The sequence below is a fragment of the Xenorhabdus bakwenae genome (assembly GCF_030272115.1).
GTDB lineage: Bacteria > Pseudomonadota > Gammaproteobacteria > Enterobacterales > Enterobacteriaceae > Xenorhabdus > Xenorhabdus bakwenae.
Genome location: NZ_CP119194.1, coordinates 3,289,010 through 3,312,775 on the forward strand (window position 1 = coordinate 3,289,010; position 23,766 = coordinate 3,312,775).

The following is a 23,766-nucleotide window of genomic DNA, read 5'->3' on the forward strand; positions in this document are numbered from 1 at the left end:
TTTCATAGAAAAATAGCAAGGTTGCACCCAAAGAATGTGACAAGGTGCAATTTAACACAATGAAATTAATCAACTTGTTTGCAAAAGATGGGCGTTTCTCTACATTTGTTGGTCGTAAAGGAATGTTAATGTGTAAGTGACTTAATCGTGTCAAACAGAATTCCGGTATCAGTTTTATTCGTTGCTTTTATTCGTTGCTTTTATTCATTGCGTGTGAGGGGAGAAATTTAATGCTTATCCCATCGAAACTCAGTCGCCCCCTTCGACTCAATAATATGGTTATGCGGGAGCGTCTGTTGGAAAAGTTCAATGAAATTCAGGATTATCGACTGGTATTGATAACCAGTCCCGCCGGGTATGGCAAAACGACCTTGATGTCACAATGGGCTGCCGGACAGGATCATCTAGGGTGGTATTCTCTTGATGATAGTGACAACCAGCCAGAACGTTTCGCTAGCTATCTGATTGCAGCCATTCAGCAGGCAACGCAGGGACACTGTGTGAAAAGTGAGATACTGGCCCAGAAACATCAATATGCCAGCTTATCTACACTGTTTGCGCAGTTATTTATTGAGCTTAACGAATGGCAGCAACCGATTTTTTTGGTGATTGATGATTATCATCTGATCGTGAATGGGATTATTCATGAAGCAATGCGCTTTTTTCTCCGCCACCAACCCGAAAATTTAACATTAGTGGTGCTATCACGCCATTTGCCCTCGTTGGGAATTGCCAACTTACGCGTGCGTGAACAGTTATTGGAGGTTGATAGTCAGCAGTTGGCTTTTGATTATCAGGAAACACAACAATTTTTTGCCAAGCGGTTAGCCAATCCATTGGCGCCTGAACACTGCGAACAGTTATGTAATGACGTTGCTGGGTGGGCAACGGCCTTGCAACTGATTGCCCTTTCTGCCCGTCAATCCGGTAATACGACGGAAAGTTCAGCAAAGCGCCTTGCGGGAATTAATGCCAGCCACCTTGCTGATTACCTTGTAGATGAAGTTTTAAACCGAGTGGATCAGAAGACGCGGAATTTCTTGTTGCATAGTTCTATCCTGCGCTCCATGAATGATGGGCTGATAACCTGCCTGACGGGAGAAGAAAACGGTCAGCAACGTCTGGAAGACATTGAACGGCAGGGATTGTTTATTCAGCGAATGGATGATTCTGGTGAGTGGTTCTGCTTTCATCCTTTGTTTGCTTCATTTCTTCGCCAACGTTGCCAATGGGAAATGGCGGCAAAATTGCCCGAATTACATCGAGCCGCCGTGCAAGGATGGCTGATGCAGGGATATCCCGGGGAGGCTATTCATCACGCCCTGGCAGCGGGAGATACTATTTTGTTACGGGATATTTTGTTGCAACATGCCTGGGAGTTATTTAACCACAGTAAACTTTCCCTGTTGGGAGAGTGTATGAATGCACTGCCGTATGAACAGCTGCTGGAAAGTCCTCGCCTGGTACTGTTGCAAGCGTGGCTGGCACAAAGCCAGCATCGCTACTATGAGGTCAATGCATTATTGAATCAGGCAGAGCAATCACTAAAGCAGAAGCAAATCGCCATCGAACCGGAATTACTGGCAGAGTTTGATGCTCTGAGAGCGCAAGTGGCGATGAATGATGGACGGCCCGCCGATGCTGAGGCGTTGGCCGAAAAGGCGTTAGCAAATTTACTGCCAAATAATCAATATGGCCGTATTGTGGCGATGTCAGTAAAAGGGGAATTATTGCATTGCAATGGTCAGTTGGTCAGCGCATTGACATTAATGAAGCAAACGGAGCAGCTTGCCCGCCTTTGTCATGTTTATCACTATGCTTTATGGGCGTTATTGCAACAAAGTGAAATTTTACTGGCACAAGGTTATTTGCAGGCGGCTTATGATACCCAATCCCATGCTTTTGATTTAATCCGTGAGCAGCATCTGGAACAGTTGCCGATGCATGAGTTTTTGCTGAGGATACGTTCACAACTTTTGTGGTGTTGGGCTAGAATTGATGACTCAGAAGAGGCGGCGCGTCAAGGGTTGGAAGTGTTGGACAATTACCAGCCACAGCAGCAATTACAATGTCTTACCCAACTGGCGAAATGTTCTTTGGTCCGGGGTGATATTGATAACGCTCGCCGTTACTTGACCCGTTGTGAAAATTTACTGAGTAATGGGCAGTATCACCGCGATTGGCGAACGAACACTGACGAGTTGCGTGTCATTATTTGGCAGACTTTAGAAGATAGTGATTCCTTGACTCAATGGTTGATACAGGCAGAGCAACCAGAGAGCTTTTGTAACCATTTCAATCAAAATCAATGGCGCAATATTGCACGGGCTAAAATCTTACTGGATCAGCATGAGGAAGCTGAATCTATTCTGGTGAAACTGAATGAATATGCCAGAAAATTGGCATTGGTCAGCGATTTGAATCGTAATCTTCTGTTGTGTAATTTGCTTTATTGGCAGCTTGGACGTAAGGCTGAGGCTCAGGATGTGTTGATGGAAGCGTTGAATTTGGCTAACTGCACAGGGTTCATCAGCCATTTTGTTATTGAAGGTGAGTTGATGGCTTTGCAATTGCGCCAGCTTATCCAACTGAATATCTTGCCTGAAATGGAACAGCATAGAGCACAGCGTATTCTCCGGGAAATCAATCGACAGCACCGGCATAAATTTGCCCATTTTGACGAAACGTTTGTAGAACAACTACTCACTCATCCTGACGTGCCTGAGCTTATCCGTAATAGTCCACTCACTCAGCGTGAATGGCAGGTGCTGGGGTTAATTTATTCTGGTTACAGTAACGATCAAATTGCGACAGAACTGGATGTGGCAGCGACCACGATAAAAACGCATATACGTAATTTATACCAAAAAATGGGAATTGCTCATCGACAAGAGGCCATTCAACAGGCCCGGAAATTAATGCGAATGATGGGATTGGGGGTTTAAATTGCTAATTTCTAAACGTGATTTTTTCTGTATTTAATACATTTAATAAGTATTAATAAATAACTGCATGATTTTAAAAATTTAAATTAAATTTTAATTTTGCATAATGTTTTTTATGGCATTTATGTGATCGAAATAAAATTTCAATGAGCATAATCTAGTCTCATCACAGTCGGTATTTTTTGTTGTTAAACTTAACTTGTTGTTTAATATAACTAATAGTGGTGAGTCATTATGGAAAATAGAAATCATCTTGAAAGCATGCTTTCTCGTTTTATTGGTCATGGCCCTTATTTGATCATTGATGGTGAAACATATATTGATGCGGCATCGGGAACTTTTAATTTGCCGCTCGGCTATACGAATGATCGGATTACAGAAAAACTCAAACAACAGATTGATAGATGTACCCATTTGAGTTCGGCTTATACCCGTGAAATGTCACAATATATTTTGAGTAAATTAATTAAATATACACCTGAAGGAGTCGATCGCATCTGGTTGCGAGATGTTTCTGGATCGGGTGCGGTTGAATGTGCTATCCGCATAGCGCAAAAATCAACGGGACGCTCAGGCGTTATTTCACTCTTTCTTGCCCATCATGGACAATCTCTTGCAACCGCACAAATTTCTGGCAATGCATTCAGGATTAAAGACTTCCATATCAATATTGATGGTTCAATAAAAATTCCTACGCCAGCCAGTGTCTTGGCAGGGCAATCACAGCCGAGTGAAGAACAATTTGTCGATTTAGAACAATTTATTCAATTAGGCTCTAATGACAATATTGCCTGTCTGATTATTGAACCGATTCAGGGAAATGGCGGCAATATGGTTTTCCCTGTGGCTTTCTACCGGAAACTCAGAGAAATCTGTCGCCAGCATGGCATCATCATTATCGCGGATGAAGTACAAACAGGTTTTGGTCGCACAGGTACGTTCTTCGCATCGACGGGTTATGCCAAAGAGCTGGAGCCAGATATCATCGTTTTTGCCAAAGGAGCGGGGGGTATCGGTATTCCAACGGGGGGGTGTTGATGCATCATTCACTGGATATCCTGGAATCATTCGAACATTCCAGTACGTCTGGCGCTAATCCGCTCTCTTTGGTCGCCCTCAACGAAATTATCGATATTATTGAAGATGATCACGTTTTGGAAAATGTGCAACAAAATGAAGCCTATCTGCGTGATGGTTTGTTGAAATTACAGGAGTGGTATCCAGAGATCACGGGAGTGAGAGGGGTGGGGTATATGTATGGCTTTGACACACCAAACCCAGATTTTGCCGCGCAGGTGATCGCGACGGCTAACCGCCATCATTTGATCTTGCGTGGTTCCCGTTATGGTAAAGGCAGGGCAATCAAAGTGCGTCCTCCACTGATTTGCACACAGGAACATTTGGCAGAAATTCTCCATAAACTGGATCTGACTTTCTCAGAATTAACGACCAGCGCACAAGTACGTACGGAGGCTGTATCATGTTAGCACTTAAATATCATCAAACTTGGGATGTTGAAATCCAGCAAGTTGAACCTTTGTCTTGTATTGAACCCGATGATGTTGTTGTTGACATTGCAGTGTGTGGTATTTGTGGCACGGATGTGGGAATTATCACGGGTGCTTATCCTGTTGCTATTCCGGGAACCACTTTGGGGCATGAAACCGCTGGCGTGGTATCCCAAATTGGCAGCGGTGTTACTCAATTTCAGGTGGGGGATCGTGTTGTCGTCAACCCGACTTACTTTTGTGGGCATTGCCGGATGTGTCAGACAGGCAGCCCTAACCATTGTGAGAGAAAACTGGGAACAGAAGCTGGAGTTTCCTATGATGGCGCTTTCGCAGGGCAATATTTGGCAAAAGAAAATTTGCTTATCAAGCTGGATGATCATGTCAGTATGGAGGAGGCTTCATTGACTGAACCACTAAGCTGCACAATAACCGGCGTGGATAAGCTTGGGATTACTCACACGAATATTCGTGCGGCAGTGGCAGGTGCTGGCCCGATGGGGATGCTGTACATTTGGACGCTGCATGAGCGGGGCGTAAAAGCCTTTATGGTCGAAAAGAATGAGAACCGAACTCAGTTTGCAATAAATAATTTGCCACCGGAATGCCAGTTGTATTCTGACTTTAATGAAGCATTAATACAGGAATATGGTGATACGTCAGCCCTGATTGATTTATGTGTGGATACAACGGGGCAGTTGACTGAATATATTTTTGATCATCTGGCACCGGGTGGAAAATTATTAAATGTTGCCCTGAAAGATAAACATGCCAATTTGGACATTATGAAAATTGCAGATAAAAGTCTTTCAGTCATAGGCTCCATTGATTCGCTGAATAATAGTTTTGAACGTGCCTATACTATGATCCGTGACGGCGCAATCCCTGTTAAGCGTTTTATCAGCCAGATTTTTGATTTCAAAGATTATCAACAGGCTTTTCTGACTGTCGGTTGTGATATTGCATCGAAAACGCAAGTTCCTCTTAATACACCAAACTGTAAGGTATTAATTCGTATTTCTGACCTAAAATAAGTGAATATTTTGAAGGACGACGGCGATGGATAGATGTAATGTCATTTTTGATATCGACGGTGTTATTGTCGATAGTGAACAACTGCATTTTGACGTATTGCTTGATGTATTAGGTAATGAATCAGGTAACGTATTGGAAGAACAGATACATATTCAATTAAGTGATATCCAACCTCAGCAATTGATTGGGCTAAGTCTGGAGGAAACCTTAAATAAGGTTGGTCTTCCGCCATCAATGCAACAAGACATTACCGAAAAAATCATTTTGCATTATCAAGAAAAATTGTCTGCGCATTATTTGCGACCGGGGATCACTGATTTGATTGCGGCTTTGCAACAAAATGGTACTAACTTTGGGTTTGTTTCCACTGCGCCGCGCAATGTGTGTCTGGCCAATCTTAGTTTGTTGGATCTCCATGAACCACCTGCTTTGATTTCTGGCGATGATGTGGAAAGAACTAAACCCTTCCCTGATCCTTATTTGGCTATGCTGAAATTGAAAAAGATGGATGTCCAGCAAACGTTGGTCATTGAAGATACCGATTTGGGGATTGCGGCGGCAAAGCAAGCGGGTATTGCGTGGATATATGCCTGGCCTCATGCATTGTCGGTAGCAGAGCAGTATGAGCAGGCTTCCCGTGTTATTGAGAAGCTAACGGATATTCCCCAGTTTTCAGGAATAAATATAAAGTGATCTTTTATTGAAGACCAATAATTGACGCCTTCTGCCAGTTCTGGCGGAAGGCGTTGTTTAAAAGATATGGTTTAAAAGATATGGTTTTTTGAAGGGTATTGATGGGAGGATTCAAATTGTCTGAGGAATATACAGTTTCTTCAATAAAGCAGCCTGTTATAGCAACGCGCGTTTCATTTTTTATTGCGGGATTCAGTATTGCCAGTTGGGCACCGCTGATCCCATTGGTAAAGGAACGGTTTGGGCTGGATGATGGTTCAATGGGGCTTCTGATACTGGTGTTTGGTATCGGTTCTTTTATTATGATGCCAATAGCGGGAATGTTGGCAACTCGCTTTGGCTGCCGGAAGATTTTTACCTTTTTCGCATTATTGGCTATTTTAATATTGCCGGGGCTAAGTGTGCTCTCTACCCCATTGACACTGGCTTGCGCTTTGTTTGTATTTGGGATGGGAATTGGGGCGACAGATGTGGTGATCAATATCCATGCGGTTAATATTGAGAAAAGAGTCCACCAACCAATTATGTCGGGCTTTCATGCATTGTTCAGTCTGGGGGGAATTGCGGGAGCGGGTACGGTCAGCTTATTGTTGTTTTTGGGGATCTCGCCATTTCAGGCCACCATTGTCGTAGTGGCACTTGTTATTCTGCTATTGTTGCCAACGTGGAATGGTATGCTGGATAACGCCGAAACAGAAGAAACGCCCTTTTTTGCCTTACCTCGCGGCATTGTTATCCTGATTGGTTCGCTTTGTTTTGTGGTTTACCTGATGGAAGGCTCCATGTTGGATTGGAGCGGGATCTTATTAAGTAGTGTGCATAACATGAATAGTCATCAGGCGGGTTTTGGCTATACGCTGTTTGCCATTACCATGACGGCGGGACGATTTTTAGGTGACAAGATCATTGCGGCATGTGGATATCGACGCGTATTTTTAGGTAGTGCGATTTTGGCGTCGTCAGGGTTTGTGCTGATCTATCTGGCAACCAGCCCAATTCAGTTGGGCATTTCTTTCCTGATGATAGGTGCGGGATTATCCAATTTGGCGCCGATGTTTTTCACCGCTTCAGGTCAGCAGAAAGTGATGCCTGATGCGTTAGCAGTTTCTGCCGTTTCTACGATGGGATATTCAGGGGTTTTACTTGGGCCGGCAATTATTGGTGGTTTGGCTCATCTGGTAACATTACATGGTGCTTTTGCTTGTATAGCTGTGCTTTCCCTTTCATTGTTAGCGGGATATGGTTTGGTTAATCCCACCAGGAAATAACAGGGTAAATATTGATGAATTTGCAGCAATGCTATTGGTTGAATGAACCTGCTTTATGGCGGTGTCAGGATAATGAACTTCATGTCACGACAGACAATAAAACCGATTTCTGGCGTGATACATGGTATGGTTTTCAGCGTCATAGTGGTCATGTATTTGGTGGCTATATTGATGATTTTAAACTTGAAGAAGGTTTTACCTTCCAGTTTTGTATCGAAGGCCAGTTTGAACAATTATATGATCAGGCTGGTGTGATGTTATTGGTGGATGAGCAACATTGGCTAAAAGCGGGCGTTGAACATTCTGATGGGCAGGCAACCATCGGCAGTGTATTGACAAATGGATGTTCGGACTGGGCCATGGGGATTTTTCCCGGTACTCCGGAGAAATTCTGGTTACGGCTGACTTACCATGATGGGGCTATCCGGTTGCAGTATTCCACGGATGGCGTGATATGGCCGTTACTGCGATTGTCCCCTTTTGCCGTTGGCAATCAGCGGATTTTTGTCGGGGCGATGTGCTGCTCACCAGAACGTGAAGGCTTACAGGTGAGGTTTTCAGACTTTAGTCTCACGTCATCGTTGAAAAAGCACCTGCATGATTTAAGTTAGCTCTCTACTAATCATAACCATTAATGTGCATTTTCCTGCACATTAATGATTCTTTTACCTATTATGATTCTATTTTTGCGCATTATAAGCAGGTATGCCGCGATTGCAGCATACCCAAATAAAAACTGTCTACTAAAAATTATCGACCTAAGTAATTGTCCCAATCTTTCCAGACGGGCTGTAAACCCGATTTAATCAACGCTTCGGCGACCTGAAAAACAGAACGATTGTCGTGGGGAGCGAATTGTTCCAATTCGTGGTGTCCATCGGCATAACCGCCCGGCTGGGTTTTTGAACCTGCACTGATATTGTTGATCGCAAGAGGAACAACGTGATCACGAAAAAAGGGTGATTCACGGGTAGACAGGGAAAGCTCTACATCGGGTGCCAGCAGGCGGAAAGCGCAAATCAGTTGTACCAGTTCGGCTTCATTCATTAAAGAAGCGGGTTCTATACCGCCTGCACAGGGACGTAGTCGAGGAAAAGAGAGGGAATAACGGCTTTTCCAGAACTGTTTTTGCAGGAAAAAGAGGTGTTCAGCCACTATATAACAATCTGTTCGCCAATGGTGGGATAGCCCAATCAAAGCGCCTAGTCCAATCTTGTCAATTCCCGCTCGACCAAGGCGTTCCGGTGTTTCCAGTCGCCAGTGGAAATCCTGCTTTTTGCCTTTCAGATGATGCAGTTGATAGCTGGGTTGATGGTAGGTTTCCTGATAGACCATCACGCCATCCAATCCCAATGTTTTCAGTTCAGCATATTCTTCTTGCGCCAGTGGCTGAACTTCCATTGAGACAGAGCTGAAATGGCGGCGGATCAGGGGAAGATAGCGACGAAAATAAGCCATGCCAACTTTATTTTGGTGTTCTCCGGTCACCAGCAGAATATGCTCAAATCCCCGTTTTTTCAGCGCAAGACATTCTGCCTCAATCTCCTGTTCATTGAGGGTCTTGCGCTTAATGTGATTGCTCATGGAAAAACCACAATAAGTGCAGTCGTTGGCACACAGATTGGAAAGATAGAGTGGGATAAAAAATCCCACGGTATGACCAAAACGTTGGCGAGTCAGTTGTTGTGCGCGTTGGGCGAGCGGTTCAAGATAAGGCAGTGCCGCAGGGGAGAGCAGGGCCATAAAGTCATCCAACGTCAAGCGAGTACTGTTTAGTGCCTGTTCAATGTCCCGCGATGTTTTACTGTTGATGCGTAGGGTGATGTCATCCCAATCCAGTTGTTGCCAGCGTTGGCTGAATGTTCGGTTTGTCATAATACCCCCAGAAAATCGGTCAGGGGGCTGGAAGCCTCAGCATAAGATTTCTGGCTTGCTACGCCTGCCTGATGTGAAAGTTCGCCAGCTTCAATGGCCGTTTTGAATGCCTGTGCCATTTTAACGGGATGGCGGGCAACCGCGATGGCGGTATTCACCAGCACAGCATCCGCCCCCATTTCGATAGCGGCCAGCGCATGGCTCGGTGCGCCGATCCCGGCATCCACCACCACGGGCACGTTAGCCTGTTCGATGATGATTTGTAGAAAATCGCGGGTCAGTAACCCCTTATTTGAACCGATAGGGGCACCCAATGGCATCACGGCAGCACAGCCGACTTCTTCCAGGCGGCGGCACAGGACAGGATCCGCGCCACAATAGGGTAGAACGATAAATCCTTCTTTGACTAGCTGTTCCGCTCCTTTTAAGGTTTCAACCGGATCGGGCAGCAGGTATTTTACATCGGGGTGGATCTCCAATTTAATCCAGTGAGTTCCCAACGCTTCCCGTGCGAGTCGAGCGGCGAAGATCGCTTCCTCCGCAGTTTTAGCGCCAGAAGTATTGGGTAGCAGTCTGACACCTAACTGTTGCAGTGGGGCAAGAATGCCATCGTCATTATTGCCGTGGAGATCGATGCGTTTCATTGCCATGGTGACCAATTGGCTGCCAGAAGCACGGATCGCGTCGATCATTAATTTTGCATTGGCAAATTTACCTGTTCCGGTAAATAGGCGGGACTGGAAGGTGGTATCTGCAATTTTTAACATAAAATTAACCTCCGACAATATCAGCCACCCGCAATGGCCTGAAACAGCAAGATAGTGTCCCCGTCATTAATCTGATGGGTTTGCCACTCTGAACGCGGAATAATGGTTTGATTGATAGCCAGAGCAGTACCTGATTGCGGGCGTTCTATCGGTTCCAGCAATTGATGTTCCAGAAATTGTTGCACTGTCATGGGGGCACTCAGTGTCATGGGTTGATCGTTGACGATAATGTTCATGCGACCTCTTTTCCTAACCGCTTTTTATCGGTTTCTCTGGTAGCACCACAAATTGGGCACTGTGATGAACGGGTAAGCTGTAATGTGCTCCAGCTTTGCTGCTTGCCATCAAACAGCCGGAGTTTTCCGTTTAAGGGAGAAGAAAGACCTGTCAGCATTTTTATGGCTTCCAATGATTGCAAGGTGCCGATGATCCCAACGATAGGGCCTAAGATACCGGCTGTCCGACAATTTCGGTGAGGTTCTTCTTGATTAGGATAGAGGCAGGCATAGCAACCGTGCTGGTAGGGAGGAGTCAATACCATTAATTGTCCACTAAAACCGACGGCACTGCCGCTGATGAGAGGTTTATTTTCTGCAATACAGGCGGCATTGATGGCATGGCGAGTTGCCATATTGTCGCAGCAATCCAAGACCAAATCGACTTGGCTGACAGCGTTAACCAAAGATTTGCGATCTTGCCGTTCAGTAAGTGCAGTGATATGGATTTGTGGGTTTAGTTCAGCCAGTTGTTTTGCGGCTAATTGGGCTTTGTTGGCAGGAATATCGGCGCTGCGATAGATAATTTGGCGTTGCAGGTTTGAGATATGCAACGTGTCATCATCTGCCAGATAAAGGTTTCCTACCCCTGCGGCCGCGAGATAGAGCGCAGCCGGCGATCCTAATCCCCCCAAACCGACAACCAGCACCTTGCTGGCTTTTAATTTCTCTTGTCCTCCGGGACCAATGTCTTCCAGCAGTAATTGGCGGCTGTAACGCATAAATTCTTGATCGTTTAACATAAAAGCCCCCGATCTTGATACTCAACCAGATGAAGCAATCTGGCTGTTGTCTGCCGCCAATCTTTCGCTTTTGTAATCGCACTGACCAGTGCCACGCCACCGACTCCCGTTGCCACCACCTCCGGCACCCTCTCCAGTGAAATACCGCCAATGGCGACGGTAGGATATTCTGGGGTGATCTCCACTTGATGTTTGAGTGCTTCAAGGCCCTGTGGTGATGAGGGCATCTCTTTCGTGGTAGTGGGGAAAATATGCCCTAGTGCAATATAAGAGGGGCGCAGGGATTTTGCCCGCGCCAGTTCTTGTTGATCGTGGGTAGAAATGCCCAGACGCAATCCGGCTTGCTGGATGGCATGGAGATCCGCGATGTCGAGATCTTCCTGTCCCAAATGAACGCCATAGGCCTGATGTTTAATGGCAAGACGCCAATAATCATTAATGAATAATCGTGCATGATAGTGGTGACCGAGCGCAATGGCGAACTGAATATCTTTCTCTACCTGTTCTTCCGGCTGGTCTTTGATGCGCAATTGCAGGGTTTTGACGCCGGCTGCCAGTAAACGCTCAATCCACGTCAGGGAATCCACCACCGGATAAAGCCCCAATCGGTGCATTGTTGGGGCAAAGGGGGCTTGTGGAAGCGTTGAGGTATCAGGCTGATTTTTCATGCGTCACCTCCTCAGCACTGTGATAGAGTTCGCTGCCACGGGAACGGAATGCTTCTGACATCTGTTCCATACCCGCTTCCTGTTCCAGTTTTGCTGCATAATCGCGCACATCCTGGGTGATTTTCATTGAGCAGAATTTTGGCCCACACATGGAACAGAAGTGGGCAACTTTGCCGGATTCCTGCGGTAAGGTTTCATCGTGGTAGGCGCGGGCGGTGTCAGGATCAAGTGCCAGATTGAATTGATCTTCCCAGCGGAATTCAAACCGCGCCTTTGACATCGCATTGTCACGGATTTGTGCTCCCGGATGGCCTTTGGCGAGATCTGCCGCATGGGCTGCGATTTTGTAAGTAATCAGGCCTTGTTTGACATCCTCTTTATTGGGCAGCCCGAGGTGTTCTTTGGGCGTGACATAACACAGCATGGCACAGCCAAACCAGCCAATCATGGCAGCGCCGATGCCGGAGGTGAAATGGTCATAACCTGGAGCGATATCGGTCGTCAATGGTCCCAGAGTATAAAATGGGGCCTCGTGGCAGTGTTCGAGTTCTTCCGTCATATTACGGCGGATCAGTTGCATTGGGATATGCCCGGGTCCTTCAATCATGACCTGAGCATCGTACTCCCATGCGATCCTGGTCAGCTCGCCAAGAGTATACAATTCTGCGAATTGGGCTTCGTCATTGGCATCCTGAATTGAGCCAGGACGCAACCCATCCCCCAAAGAGAGGGAGACGTCATAGGCCGCACAAATTTCACAGATTTCGCGGAAGTGGGTGTAGAGGAAATTTTCTTGGTGATGGGAAAGGCACCACTTCGCCATAATTGAGCCGCCACGGGAAACAATACCGGTCAGGCGTTTGGCGGTCATCGGGACATAACGTAGCAGCACGCCAGCATGAATAGTGAAATAATCCACGCCTTGTTCGGCCTGTTCCAGCAAGGTATCGCGGAACATTTCCCATGTCAGGTTTTCTGCGATGCCGTTGACCTTTTCCAGTGCCTGATAAATCGGGACAGTACCAATGGGAACCGGGCTATTGCGTAGTATCCATTCGCGGGTTTCGTGGATGTAGCGTCCGGTGGAGAGATCCATCACGGTATCTGCGCCCCAGCGGGTAGACCAGATCAGTTTTTCCACCTCTTCTTCAATAGAGGAGGTGACGGAGGAGTTACCGATATTGGCATTCACTTTCACCAGAAAATTGCGACCAATAATCATCGGTTCAGATTCAGGATGATTAATGTTGGCGGGAATAATCGCACGGCCGGCAGCAACTTCCTGACGGACAAATTCGGCTGTGATGTTTTCCGGTAAGTTGGCACCGAAACTTTGCCCTGCATGTTGCTGGCGCAAGACTTCACTGCGAATGCGCTCGCGCCCCATATTTTCACGCAAGGCGATAAATTCCATTTCTGGTGTGATGATCCCCTGGCGTGCATAGTGCAATTGGGTGACACACTTACCCTGCCTGGATTTCAGTGGATGTGGACGATGGTGAAAGCGCAGGTGATCCAATCCGGCATCAGCAAGGCGTTGTTGGGTAAAATCAGAACTGAGGGCTGAAACAGGTTCGGTATCATTGCGTTCATCAATCCACGGCTGGCGGATCTTAGGTAAACCCTTCCTTACATCCAGTATGGCAGCAGGATCGCCATAAGAGCCGGAAGTGTCATAAACCGGGACAGGTTCGTTTGCCTCAAATTGGGGATTTTCTTTCGTGCCCCCAATGAATGTGGGAGAAAGTTGGATTTCACGCATAGGAACCTGAATATCTTGGCGTGAGCCTTCAAGGTAAATGCGCTTTGAATTGGGAAAAGTCACCCCTTGAACGGAATGGATAAATGCTTGTGCCGCATCTCTTTGAACCTTACGTGGCCTCGCTGGATGGGCTTTAGGCGAGATATCAGCCGTTGGAATAACCGTATTCGAAATAACGATATTGTTGGACTTAGACATAGCAAATTCCTGACTGTGTTATCGCCTGTCTCATTGTTGATCAGGCTTAAGTTGAGAAAATTGCTTGTCTGGAGCTCGCAGGGAGTAATGGTTGGGGCTGATTGGTATTTGTACATGATTGCATAAATGTACAAAATACTGGCAGCGGAGTGATTACTCTTGTTCCCTTCGCGGGTATTAGCCCGATCAGGTTCTGCGGATCCCGAATTAACGGTCTCAGCCTGTGTCCATCGTGATATACGTTGAACGCTAGGCACTCCGACAAGAAAAAACACCCCAAAGTATAAAGGGGATTGTGAAAACTACAACCCCGTTTTTGGGCGCATTTGTTTTGACATTACTGTGACGCCTATTTAAGAAGAGTATTCACCAGTGCGGTTACTATAACGAGATTGAAGACGTCATAAATCACATAACCCATGATGGAACAGATTATGCAACAAAAACTGACAGGTAGAGAACAAGGCTGGTGGATTGTCAGTCTTGAGAATCGGGTTTGGCTACCACAAGGAGAGTTACCTTTAGGTACGGCCGGTCAATGGTCATTGCAAGGCCATATGGCAAAACCCATCGGTGAGTGGTTGGGGGAGACGGTCTGGTTGGTTCGTCAGAAAATGGCTTCAGATATGTCCTCTCCCCGTTTAATTGCTGATCGGGATGCTAAGTTATTTCAGTTGGTTGGGCGTGGTGTTCAATTGGCTGAGTTTTATCGTTCACATCACTATTGTGGTTACTGTGGTCATGAGATGCAGCATAGCCAGCGTGAATGGGCTTGTTTGTGCCACCACTGCCATGAACATTATTATCCACAAATTGCACCCAGCATCATTGTCGGTATTCGCCGTGATGACCATATCTTGCTGGCACAACACCAGCGTCACCGTAATGGGATTCATACCGTGCTGGCCGGTTTTGTTGAAGTGGGGGAAACGCTGGAGGAGACTGTGCATCGTGAAGTGATGGAAGAGAGCGGGATTACGATCCGTAATTTGCGTTATGTCGCCTCCCAGCCGTGGCCTTTCCCGAATTCATTGATGGTAGGCTTTCTGGCCGATTATGAGAGCGGTGAAATCAATATTGACCCCGCTGAACTGATCAGTGCAGATTGGCACCGTTATGATAATCTTCCCTTGATTCCTCCCCCTGATACGATTGCCCGCCGTTTAATTGAAGATACGGTGGCGTTATGCCGTCATCAGTAATCATCACGTTATGGGAGGTTATGCCAGAAGTTCAATTTCAGGCATGTTAAACTGCGCCAGTTTTTTCGTGTGTTTGTCGTGCATAAATTAATCAAGGGAGCTTGTCATGAATGAGTTGAAAAACGACCGCTATCTGCGTGCCTTATTGCGTCAGCCCGTCGATATCACCCCGGTATGGATGATGCGTCAGGCCGGTCGATATTTACCTGAATATAAAGCTACGCGTCAGGCGGCGGGAAATTTCATCTCGTTATGTAAAAACACCGAATTGGCTTGTGAAGTGACTCTCCAGCCCTTACGCCGCTTTCCGCTGGATGCCGCTATCCTGTTTTCTGATATTTTGACTATTCCTGATGCGATGGGATTAGGGCTGTATTTTGAAACGGGAGAAGGGCCACGTTTTCATTCTCCGATTCAGAATCATGCTGATGTAGAAAAATTGCCTGAGCCTGATCCCGAACTGGAGTTAGGCTATGTTATGGATGCCGTGCGGGCTATTCGTAAGGCATTGGCAGGACAAGTGCCTTTGATCGGGTTTTCTGGTAGCCCGTGGACATTGGCCACATATATGGTTGAAGGCGGAAGCAGTAAGGCTTTCACCAAAATTAAGGCCATGATGTATGCGGAGCCTGCTACATTGCATATGTTACTGGATAAATTGGCAAACAGCGTTATTTTATATCTGAATGCGCAAATAAAAGCTGGCGCTCAATCTGTCATGATTTTCGATACCTGGGGTGGGGTTTTGTCTCATCGAGATTATCTGGCGTTTTCCCTGCAATACATGCATAAAATTGTTGATGGATTGATCCGCGAACATGAAGGCCGTCGTGTGCCTGTGACCCTGTTTACCAAAGGGGGAGGGCAGTGGCTTGAAGCGATGGCGGCGACAGGATGTGATGCGCTTGGTTTGGATTGGACAACGAATATGGCTGATGCGCGTCGGCGCGTTGGAGATAAGGTCGCCTTGCAGGGTAATATGGACCCGTCCATGTTATATGCCCCGCCAGCACGAATTGAAGAAGAAGTGTCGACAATTTTACAAGATTTTGGTGTGGGCAGTGGGCATGTTTTCAATTTGGGGCACGGTATTCATCAGGATGTTCCGCCAGAACACGCAGGCGCATTCGTTGAAGCAGTACATCGGCTTTCAGTAAAATACCATCAATGATTTTATGATTGATACAAAGGCATTACGTCAGGAACAGATAGAGAAATCACGGCTGGTTATCCGCCATGATGCTTTTTCTGCGTCTTTCACGCCAGATTTTACGCCGAAGTTCATTGCGGGTGCTGATGTTGGGTTTGAAAAAAGCGGTACGGTAACCCGTGCCGCCATTGCGGTATTGCAATATCCTTCACTGGAATTGGTTGAATACCAAATTGCCAGAATTGATACGGTACTTCCCTATATCCCCGGTTTACTCTCATTTCGTGAATATCCTGCACTGATAGCTGCATGGCAAAAATTAAGTTTGCGGCCTGATTTGGTGATGGTGGATGGTCAGGGCATTGCCCATCCTCGGCGTTTTGGTATCGCCAGCCATTTTGGGGTCTTCGTGGATGTTCCCACCATTGGGGTGGCAAAAAGCCGTTTGTGTGGTGAACATGCGCAGGTAGGAGAGGTTCTGGGTGATCGTCAGCCACTGATGGATCACGGTGAACAGATTGGTGTCGTATTGAGAAGCAAAAAAAGATGCAATCCGCTCTATATTTCCCCTGGACACAAGATCAGTATTGATAGTGCGGTCTTTTGGGTTGAGCAGTGTATGGGGGGATATAAACTGCCTGAACCCACCCGTTGGGCGGACGGGATTGCCTCAAATAGGTTGTTTTTTAAGCAAACAATGCAGAAAAATCTATAATTGTGGCGGAAAAGTGTGGATATTCTTGATTTTCAGGTAAACTTCGACGCAAATTAGGCATTATGAGTAACGACCAATGTTAAGAAACCCGATCCATCTGCGGTTGGAGAAACTCGAAAGTTGGCAACATTTGACTTTTATGGCTAGTCTATGTGAGCGGATGTATCCAAATTATCAGGCATTTTGTCTCCAAAGCAGATTTGCAGACCCTGTACAATATCGCCGCATTCTGGATCTTGTGTGGGAAATTTTGGTCGTTAAAGATGTAAAAGTGAATTTTGATAATCAGCTGGAAAAATTGGAAGCCATTATCCCATCATCGGAAGATTATGATATTTATGGTGTGTATCCGGCGATTGATGCGTGCATTGCATTGAGTGAAGTCATTCATTCTCGTCTGAGTGGTTCGACGTTAGAACATGCAATAGCCGTCAGTGAAACATCCATCCGTACTGTTGCTATGCTGGAAATGACGCAGGCCGGTAGAGAAATGACCGAGGATGAGTTAAAAGTATTACCTGCCATTGAGGAAGAATGGGACATTCAATGGGAGATTTACCGTTTGTTGGCAGATTGCGAAGAACGGGACATCGAATTAATTAAAGGATTAAGGACTGATCTCCGTGAGGCGGAAGTCAGCAATATCGGCATAAATTTGGCGCAATAACTTATAAAACGTGACTTAGTGCTTGATTTGCCGTATTTAAAGTCTTCACATTTGCCCTCACTCTGTTCTACATTGGAGGGCGAAAAGAAGTGGCTATCGGTGCGTGTATGCAGGGGTGCTGTCAAATCGGCATATCCGTCGCACTCGATGCTTTGCAAACGATAAACACACTGTAAGGATAATCTATGAATAAGACTGAATTAGTTGATGCAATTGCAGCAGGCGCAGACCTGACCAAAATCCAGGCTAAAGCTGCACTGGAATCAACTTTGAATGCAATCACTGAATCACTGAAAAATGGTGATGCAGTGCAGCTGGTAGGCTTTGGTACTTTCAAAGTTAATCATCGTGCAGAGCGTACTGGTCGTAACCCACAGACTGGTAAAGAAATTAAAATCGCAGCAGCAAACGTGCCTGCTTTTTCCGCTGGTAAAGCACTGAAAGACGCAGTTAAGTAATCGAATTGCGAAAAAAAATAAGAGGGGCAAATAAACCCCTTTTGTTGATTCTACAGGGGCTGTTAGCATTAGGGTTCATCTCTTTGCTCAGCGCCTGTTCGATTCAGCCAACAACACCTCTTTTCAGCGCCAGTGGTTTTGTGACTGATAACGGCGTGATTCGTTTATGGCGTTTAAACGATCAAAACAGTAAACCTCAGGTTATCATGAGTGTTTACAGCCCCTACCACAATAAAGCTCCCCATAATAAAGATACCGTTGTGACTTTCTACGAATATCGTCATGGCAGTTTGTGGCAAATCCGCCGCAATGTGTTTGATAATCCGCCCATCGCAGAGACATTACGTATCTCCCAAGATAATTCTGTCATTTTTATGCTACGGCAATTGCAAAAAAGCAATGAACCGTTGTCCGATGATGATGTGGCTCGTCTGAAATTTGATGCTAAACAGATAGAAAAAATCAGTGATACTTTAATTGCAGATAAGGTTAAGTTGCTACAAGGGCATTGGCAGAATGGGCGAGTTACCACCTGTTTAGGAAAACAATTATTCATTGAATTTGAGCCTCACGCACAGAGATGGCTCGAAGAAAGGCAAAGCAATCGTTCCGGTTTACTGACTATTGCATGGTTGGATTCGCCTGAAGGCAAAAAGTTATTATTGGTCGCCAATGATGATTTTTGTCGTTGGGAACCGACGAAAGATAAACTGTAATTTTGTTCCTTCCGCCGGCTTAGGTTGAGCTATTTCAAACGGGCAATGGCTCGGTAGCCAATATCTTTACGATAAAAGCACCCTTCCCAGTTAATTTGTTCGGCTTTCAGATAAGCTTTTTTCTGGGCATCTGCAATATCGTAACCTAAGGCAGTCACACATAAGACACGCCCACCCGCGGTGATAATATTTTCATCCTTAAGGGCTGTCCCTGCGTGGAAGACTTTTTCATTGATACCAGATTCATCGGCATCAGGCTTCTTTAATCCACTGATAACGTCACCTTTGGTATAACTGGCCGGATAACCGCCCGCCGCTAGCACAACGCCTAAGGCAGGACGATCGTCCCATTCAGAGGTTTTTTCACCTAACTGACCTTTGGCTCCGGCAAGACACAGTTCGACCAAATCAGAACGTAGACGCATCATGATAGGTTGGGTTTCGGGATCACCAAATCGACAGTTAAATTCGATCACTTTCGATTCACCCTGTTTATCAATCATCAATCCCGCATAAAGAAAACCCACATAGGTATGGCCTTCAGCCGCCATTCCTTTCACGGTAGGGTAAATGATTTTTTCCATCACTCGTTGGTGGATCTCATCCGTGACGACCGGCGCGGGGGAGTAAGCCCCCATTCCTCCGGTGTTCGGCCCTGTATCGCCGTCACCTACGCGCTTGTGATCTTGACTGGTTGCCATAGGAACCACGTTTTTGCCATCCACCATGACAATAAAACTGGCTTCTTCGCCTGCCAGAAATTCTTCAATGACAATACGATGCCCGGCATTACCAAATGCATTACCTGCCAGCATATCTTTGACAACGCTTTGTGCTTCATCCAGGGTTGTGGCAACGACTACACCTTTACCGGCAGCCAAACCGTCAGCTTTGATAACGACTGGAGCGCCTGCTTTTTCCAGATAAGCCAGTGCGGGTTCAATTTCGGTGAAATTTTGGTAGGCCGCTGTAGGGATATGATGGCGGGCAAGGAAATCTTTGGTGAAAGCTTTGGAACCCTCCAATTGAGCAGCCGCTTTTGTCGGGCCAAAAATCGTCAGACCTGCCTGTTGGAAAGCATCAACTACACCGATAACCAGTGGCGCTTCAGGCCCAACAATGGTCAGGTCAATATCATGATTTCGGGCAAATGCTAGTAACCCTTCAATATCTGTCGCGGCAATGTTCACATTTTCTAAATGAGCTTCCAATGCGGTGCCCGCATTCCCTGGTGCGACATAAACTTTGTTTGCCAGAGGGGATTGCGCTGCTTTCCAGGCTAATGCATGTTCTCTTCCGCCATTGCCAATAACCAATATGTTCATCTGAGTCTCCTATTAATAAGACATAAATTGTTAATGGCGAAAATGGCGCATACCAGTGAAAATCATGGCGATACCGTGTTCATCGGCAGCGGCAATCACTTCATCATCACGAATGGAACCACCGGGTTGGATAATACAGCTCACCCCTACAGCGGCTGCGGCATCAATACCATCACGGAATGGGAAAAAGGCATCTGAAGCCATGGCGCAGCCCTGAACTTCCAATCCTTCATCGGCTGCCTTAATACCAGCGATTTTGGCAGAGTAAACACGGCTCATTTGTCCGGCGCCAATACCCACGGTCATATTATCCTTAGCATAAACAATCGCATTGGATTTGACGAACTTAGCGACTTTCCAGCAGAACAGGGCATCTTGCCTCTCTTGTTCCGTTAGCTGACGTTGGGATACAACAACCAGGTTATTTTCTGTCACCATACCTAAATCGCGATCTTGTACGAGTAAACCGCCGGTGACACGTTTGAAATCCAAGCTGGCAACGGGCGAATGCCATTCGCCGCACACCAAAACGCGGACATTTTGTTTTGTTGCCAGAATCGGCAGCGCTGCTTCACTCACAGAAGGCGCAATGATGACTTCGACAAATTGACGTTCAATAATAGCCTGAGCAGTGTTGGTATCGAGTTCACGGTTAAAAGCAATAATGCCACCGAATGCAGAAGTAGGATCGGTTTTAAAAGCGCGATCGTAGGCGGTATGGAGGTCAGAACCAATCGCAACGCCACAAGGATTGGCGTGTTTGACAATGACGCAGGCTGGTTCGGAAAAGCTTTTTACACATTCCAGTGCAGCATCGGTATCCGCGATATTGTTATAAGAAAGTGCTTTACCTTGTAACTGGGTTGCCGTAGCAATTGAAGCTTCTGCGATTTGGTCTTCTATATAGAAAGCTGCATCTTGGTGGCTGTTTTCACCATAACGCATATCCTGCTTCTTAATGAAGTTGAGATTCAGCGTGCGGGGGAAACGTCCTGATGGTTGATCAGTTTCACCATAATAGGGTGGAACCAATTTACCAAAGTAATTGGCAATCATGCTGTCATAAGCGGCGGTGTGTTCAAACGCCTTGATGGCTAAATTAAAGCGAGTGGACGGTGTCAGTGAATTTTGGTTGTTATCCATCTCCTCAATAATTTTGTCGTAATCCTGGCTATTGACAACAATCGCCACATCTTTGTGGTTTTTGGCTGCGGAGCGAACCATTGTGGGACCACCAATATCAATATTCTCTACCGCATCGTCCAGAGAGCAGTCTGGTTTTGCTACGGTTTGGGCAAAGGGATAAAGGTTAACAACCACCATATCAATCTGTGAAATCTGGTGTTGTCCCATCACTTCATCATCCTGTCCACGTCGACCCAAGATGCCGCCATGAATTTTAGGGTGAAGTGTTTTGACTCTCCCATCCATCATTTCAGGGAAGCCTGTATAGTCAGAAACCTCGGTGACATTCAATCCTGCTTCGGCCAGCAGACGAGCAGTGCCTCCCGTTGAAAGCAGTTCGACACTGCGATTGGATAAAGCTTTGGCAAATTCAACAATCCCCGCTTTGTCAGAAACACTCAGCAGGGCACGACGGATTGGACGAAGCTGTTGCATTGGTGTGATCCCTTGAATTTCATAAAACAAGAATGTGTTATTGGGGAAAATCCACTGATTGGTAGAAAAAATGGTTTCTGCAATAACATTTCAAAACAATATTAAAAAAAACACGTGGTGATTTTTCCTCCGCAGATTGTAACGAAAACGTTTGCGTGATGCTCGATAAATTTTATCAAAATATCGATGCGTGGATAAATCTGTGCATATCTAGGTATAAAATGGCATTTTGCTGTGTAATTCATCAAACGATAACTATTTTCAAAAAAAACTATTGTCAGCGCTGAAAAACACCCTATAATGCGCCACCACTGACCGACGCCGAGCTGAAACAGACCGCGAAGGACAGTGAGAGAAAAGCGAAAATAATCGCTTGACTCTCGAGGCGAAAAGCGTAAGATACGCAGCCTCGCAACCCGGAAGAGACGCCCGGTTGCCAACGCTCTTTAACAAATTAATCAGACAATCTGTGTGGGCACTCACAAGACACTATCTGACGCCGAAAGGCGAAAAAGATTAAAAAGTCTTGAAGAGTGACTGAACAGTTAATTCATTATGAACGGACAGTCAGAATTCTTTGAGCATCAAACACTTTAATTGAAGAGTTTGATCATGGCTCAGATTGAACGCTGGCGGCAGGCCTAACACATGCAAGTCGGGCGGCAGCGGGAAGAAGCTTGCTTCTTTGCCGGCGAGCGGCGGACGGGTGAGTAATGTCTGGGGATCTGCCCGATGGAGGGGGATAACCACTGGAAACGGTGGCTAATACCGCATAACCTCGAGAGAGCAAAGTGGGGGACCTTCGGGCCTCACACCATCGGATGAACCCAGATGGGATTAGCTAGTAGGTGGGGTAATGGCTCACCTAGGCGACGATCCCTAGCTGGTCTGAGAGGATGACCAGCCACACTGGGACTGAGACACGGCCCAGACTCCTACGGGAGGCAGCAGTGGGGAATATTGCACAATGGGCGCAAGCCTGATGCAGCCATGCCGCGTGTATGAAGAAGGCCTTCGGGTTGTAAAGTACTTTCAGTGGGGAGGAAGGCACAGGGTTGAATACACCCTGTGATTGACGTTACCCACAGAAGAAGCACCGGCTAACTCCGTGCCAGCAGCCGCGGTAATACGGAGGGTGCAAGCGTTAATCGGAATTACTGGGCGTAAAGCGCACGCAGGCGGTCAATTAAGTTAGATGTGAAATCCCCGGGCTTAACCCGGGAATGGCATCTAAGACTGGTTGACTAGAGTCTCGTAGAGGGGGGTAGAATTCCACGTGTAGCGGTGAAATGCGTAGAGATGTGGAGGAATACCGGTGGCGAAGGCGGCCCCCTGGACGAAGACTGACGCTCAGGTGCGAAAGCGTGGGGAGCAAACAGGATTAGATACCCTGGTAGTCCACGCTGTAAACGATGTCGATTTGGAGGTTGTGGCCTTGAGCTGTGGCTTCCGGAGCTAACGCGTTAAATCGACCGCCTGGGGAGTACGGTCGCAAGATTAAAACTCAAATGAATTGACGGGGGCCCGCACAAGCGGTGGAGCATGTGGTTTAATTCGATGCAACGCGAAGAACCTTACCTACTCTTGACATCCACGGAATTCTGCAGAGATGCGGAAGTGCCTTCGGGACCCGTGAGACAGGTGCTGCATGGCTGTCGTCAGCTCGTGTTGTGAAATGTTGGGTTAAGTCCCGCAACGAGCGCAACCCTTATCCTTTGTTGCCAGCACGTGATGGTGGGAACTCAAGGGAGACTGCCGGTGATAAACCGGAGGAAGGTGGGGATGACGTCAAGTCATCATGGCCCTTACGAGTAGGGCTACACACGTGCTACAATGGCAGATACAAAGAGAAGCGACCTCGCGAGAGCAAGCGGACCTCATAAAGTCTGTCGTAGTCCGGATTGGAGTCTGCAACTCGACTCCATGAAGTCGGAATCGCTAGTAATCGTAGATCAGAATGCTACGGTGAATACGTTCCCGGGCCTTGTACACACCGCCCGTCACACCATGGGAGTGGGTTGCAAAAGAAGTCGGTAGCTTAACCTTCGGGAGGGCGCTGACCACTTTGTGATTCATGACTGGGGTGAAGTCGTAACAAGGTAACCGTAGGGGAACCTGCGGTTGGATCACCTCCTTACCGAAAGATAGTGGTTTTTGGTGCAGTGCTCACACAGAT

Annotated in this window: 19 protein-coding genes, 1 rRNA gene, 1 pseudogene and 1 riboswitch; of the genes and pseudogenes, 13 read left to right on the forward strand and 8 right to left on the reverse strand. The window is 46.6% G+C overall.

The genetic code is table 11. From position 1 onward, the window contains the following. Positions 1 to 230 precede the first annotated feature (230 nt). The 6 genes and pseudogenes from malT (at position 231) to PXH59_RS16425 (ending at position 8,060) form a co-directional block, all read left to right on the forward strand. Positions 231 to 2,945, forward strand: a complete 2,715-nt coding sequence (gene malT, locus PXH59_RS16395; protein WP_285809193.1) for an HTH-type transcriptional regulator MalT — start codon at positions 231 to 233, stop codon at positions 2,943 to 2,945. Between the two features lie 234 nt (positions 2,946 to 3,179). After that, positions 3,180 to 4,432: pseudogene (locus PXH59_RS20285) on the forward strand (aminotransferase class III-fold pyridoxal phosphate-dependent enzyme). Beyond that, on the forward strand, positions 4,426 to 5,487 hold the full coding sequence (locus tag PXH59_RS16410; protein WP_285809196.1) for a zinc-dependent alcohol dehydrogenase: 1,062 nt from the start codon (positions 4,426 to 4,428) through the stop codon (positions 5,485 to 5,487). Before PXH59_RS20285 ends, PXH59_RS16410 begins: the two are co-directional and overlap by 7 nt. Positions 5,488 to 5,512: 25 nt before the next feature. Beyond that, positions 5,513 to 6,181: an HAD family hydrolase gene (locus tag PXH59_RS16415; protein WP_285809197.1), complete on the forward strand. Its 669-nt coding sequence runs from the start codon at positions 5,513 to 5,515 to the stop codon at positions 6,179 to 6,181. 101 nt (positions 6,182 to 6,282) lie between these two features. Next, positions 6,283 to 7,449: an MFS transporter gene (locus PXH59_RS16420; RefSeq protein WP_434223325.1), complete on the forward strand. Its 1,167-nt coding sequence runs from the start codon at positions 6,283 to 6,285 to the stop codon at positions 7,447 to 7,449. A gap of 14 nt (positions 7,450 to 7,463) precedes the next feature. Next, positions 7,464 to 8,060, forward strand: coding sequence for a DUF1349 domain-containing protein (locus PXH59_RS16425; protein ID WP_285809199.1), 597 nt, complete (start codon positions 7,464 to 7,466; stop codon positions 8,058 to 8,060). Positions 8,061 to 8,199: 139 nt separating this feature from the next. Here PXH59_RS16425 and thiH read toward each other — a convergent pair whose 3' ends face one another. Genes thiH through thiC form a run of 6 tightly spaced genes read right to left on the reverse strand, consistent with a single transcriptional unit; the run spans position 8,200 to position 13,737 of the window. Continuing rightward, a complete protein-coding gene (gene thiH, locus PXH59_RS16430; RefSeq protein ID WP_285809200.1) occupies positions 8,200 to 9,324 on the reverse strand; it encodes a 2-iminoacetate synthase ThiH in 1,125 nt (374 codons plus the stop codon). Further along, entirely contained in the window at positions 9,321 to 10,091 is a 771-nt protein-coding gene (locus PXH59_RS16435) for a thiazole synthase (protein ID WP_047771037.1), read from the reverse strand. The genes thiH and PXH59_RS16435 overlap by 4 nt, the downstream gene beginning before the upstream one ends. Positions 10,092 to 10,111: 20 nt before the next feature. After that, positions 10,112 to 10,327 carry a sulfur carrier protein ThiS gene (thiS, locus tag PXH59_RS16440; RefSeq protein ID WP_047771036.1) on the reverse strand — a complete coding sequence of 72 codons (216 nt, stop codon included), beginning with the start codon at positions 10,325 to 10,327 and terminating at the stop codon, positions 10,112 to 10,114. Then, a complete protein-coding gene (locus tag PXH59_RS16445) occupies positions 10,324 to 11,109 on the reverse strand; it encodes a HesA/MoeB/ThiF family protein (protein ID WP_285809202.1) in 786 nt (261 codons plus the stop codon). Before PXH59_RS16445 ends, thiS begins: the two co-directional genes overlap by 4 nt. Continuing rightward, positions 11,103 to 11,777 carry a thiamine phosphate synthase gene (gene thiE, locus PXH59_RS16450; RefSeq protein WP_285809203.1) on the reverse strand — a complete coding sequence of 225 codons (675 nt, stop codon included), beginning with the start codon at positions 11,775 to 11,777 and terminating at the stop codon, positions 11,103 to 11,105. The genes PXH59_RS16445 and thiE overlap by 7 nt, the downstream gene beginning before the upstream one ends. Continuing rightward, the gene (thiC, locus tag PXH59_RS16455; RefSeq protein ID WP_047771033.1) at positions 11,761 to 13,737 is read right to left on the reverse strand and encodes a phosphomethylpyrimidine synthase ThiC; all 1,977 of its coding nucleotides are present in this window, start codon (positions 13,735 to 13,737) and stop codon (positions 11,761 to 11,763) included. The genes thiE and thiC overlap by 17 nt, the downstream gene beginning before the upstream one ends. Positions 13,738 to 13,883: 146 nt before the next feature. Beyond that, positions 13,884 to 14,008, reverse strand: a riboswitch (TPP riboswitch). Between the two features lie 163 nt (positions 14,009 to 14,171). On the opposite strand from thiC, the gene nudC reads away from it, so the two are divergent. The 6 genes from nudC (at position 14,172) to PXH59_RS16485 (ending at position 18,645) form a co-directional block, all read left to right on the forward strand. Further along, complete coding sequence (nudC, locus tag PXH59_RS16460; RefSeq protein ID WP_285809204.1) at positions 14,172 to 14,939, forward strand: NAD(+) diphosphatase; 768 nt, start codon at positions 14,172 to 14,174, stop codon at positions 14,937 to 14,939. A 106-nt stretch (positions 14,940 to 15,045) separates the two neighbouring features. Further along, positions 15,046 to 16,110, forward strand: a complete 1,065-nt coding sequence (gene hemE / locus PXH59_RS16465; protein ID WP_285809205.1) for a uroporphyrinogen decarboxylase — start codon at positions 15,046 to 15,048, stop codon at positions 16,108 to 16,110. A 4-nt stretch (positions 16,111 to 16,114) separates the two neighbouring features. After that, positions 16,115 to 16,804: a deoxyribonuclease V gene (gene nfi / locus PXH59_RS16470; protein ID WP_285809207.1), complete on the forward strand. Its 690-nt coding sequence runs from the start codon at positions 16,115 to 16,117 to the stop codon at positions 16,802 to 16,804. Between the two features lie 76 nt (positions 16,805 to 16,880). Next, positions 16,881 to 17,471: a YjaG family protein gene (locus PXH59_RS16475; protein ID WP_285809209.1), complete on the forward strand. Its 591-nt coding sequence runs from the start codon at positions 16,881 to 16,883 to the stop codon at positions 17,469 to 17,471. Positions 17,472 to 17,656: 185 nt separating this feature from the next. Further along, positions 17,657 to 17,929, forward strand: coding sequence for a nucleoid-associated protein HU-alpha (gene hupA, locus PXH59_RS16480; protein WP_047771029.1), 273 nt, complete (start codon positions 17,657 to 17,659; stop codon positions 17,927 to 17,929). A 41-nt stretch (positions 17,930 to 17,970) separates the two neighbouring features. Then, positions 17,971 to 18,645, forward strand: a complete 675-nt coding sequence (locus tag PXH59_RS16485; protein ID WP_369813279.1) for a DUF1481 domain-containing protein — start codon at positions 17,971 to 17,973, stop codon at positions 18,643 to 18,645. A gap of 29 nt (positions 18,646 to 18,674) precedes the next feature. Here PXH59_RS16485 and purD read toward each other — a convergent pair whose 3' ends face one another. Both purD and purH read right to left on the reverse strand, forming a co-directional pair. Beyond that, positions 18,675 to 19,970 (reverse strand): phosphoribosylamine--glycine ligase, encoded by a 1,296-nt coding sequence (gene purD / locus PXH59_RS16490; RefSeq protein ID WP_285809211.1) that lies wholly within the window; start codon positions 19,968 to 19,970, stop codon positions 18,675 to 18,677. A 30-nt stretch (positions 19,971 to 20,000) separates the two neighbouring features. After that, a complete protein-coding gene (gene purH / locus PXH59_RS16495) occupies positions 20,001 to 21,590 on the reverse strand; it encodes a bifunctional phosphoribosylaminoimidazolecarboxamide formyltransferase/IMP cyclohydrolase (RefSeq protein WP_285809212.1) in 1,590 nt (529 codons plus the stop codon). A 594-nt stretch (positions 21,591 to 22,184) separates the two neighbouring features. Here purH and PXH59_RS16500 point away from each other — a divergent pair. Next, positions 22,185 to 23,727 (forward strand): 16S ribosomal RNA (locus PXH59_RS16500). Positions 23,728 to 23,766: the final 39 nt, after the last annotated feature.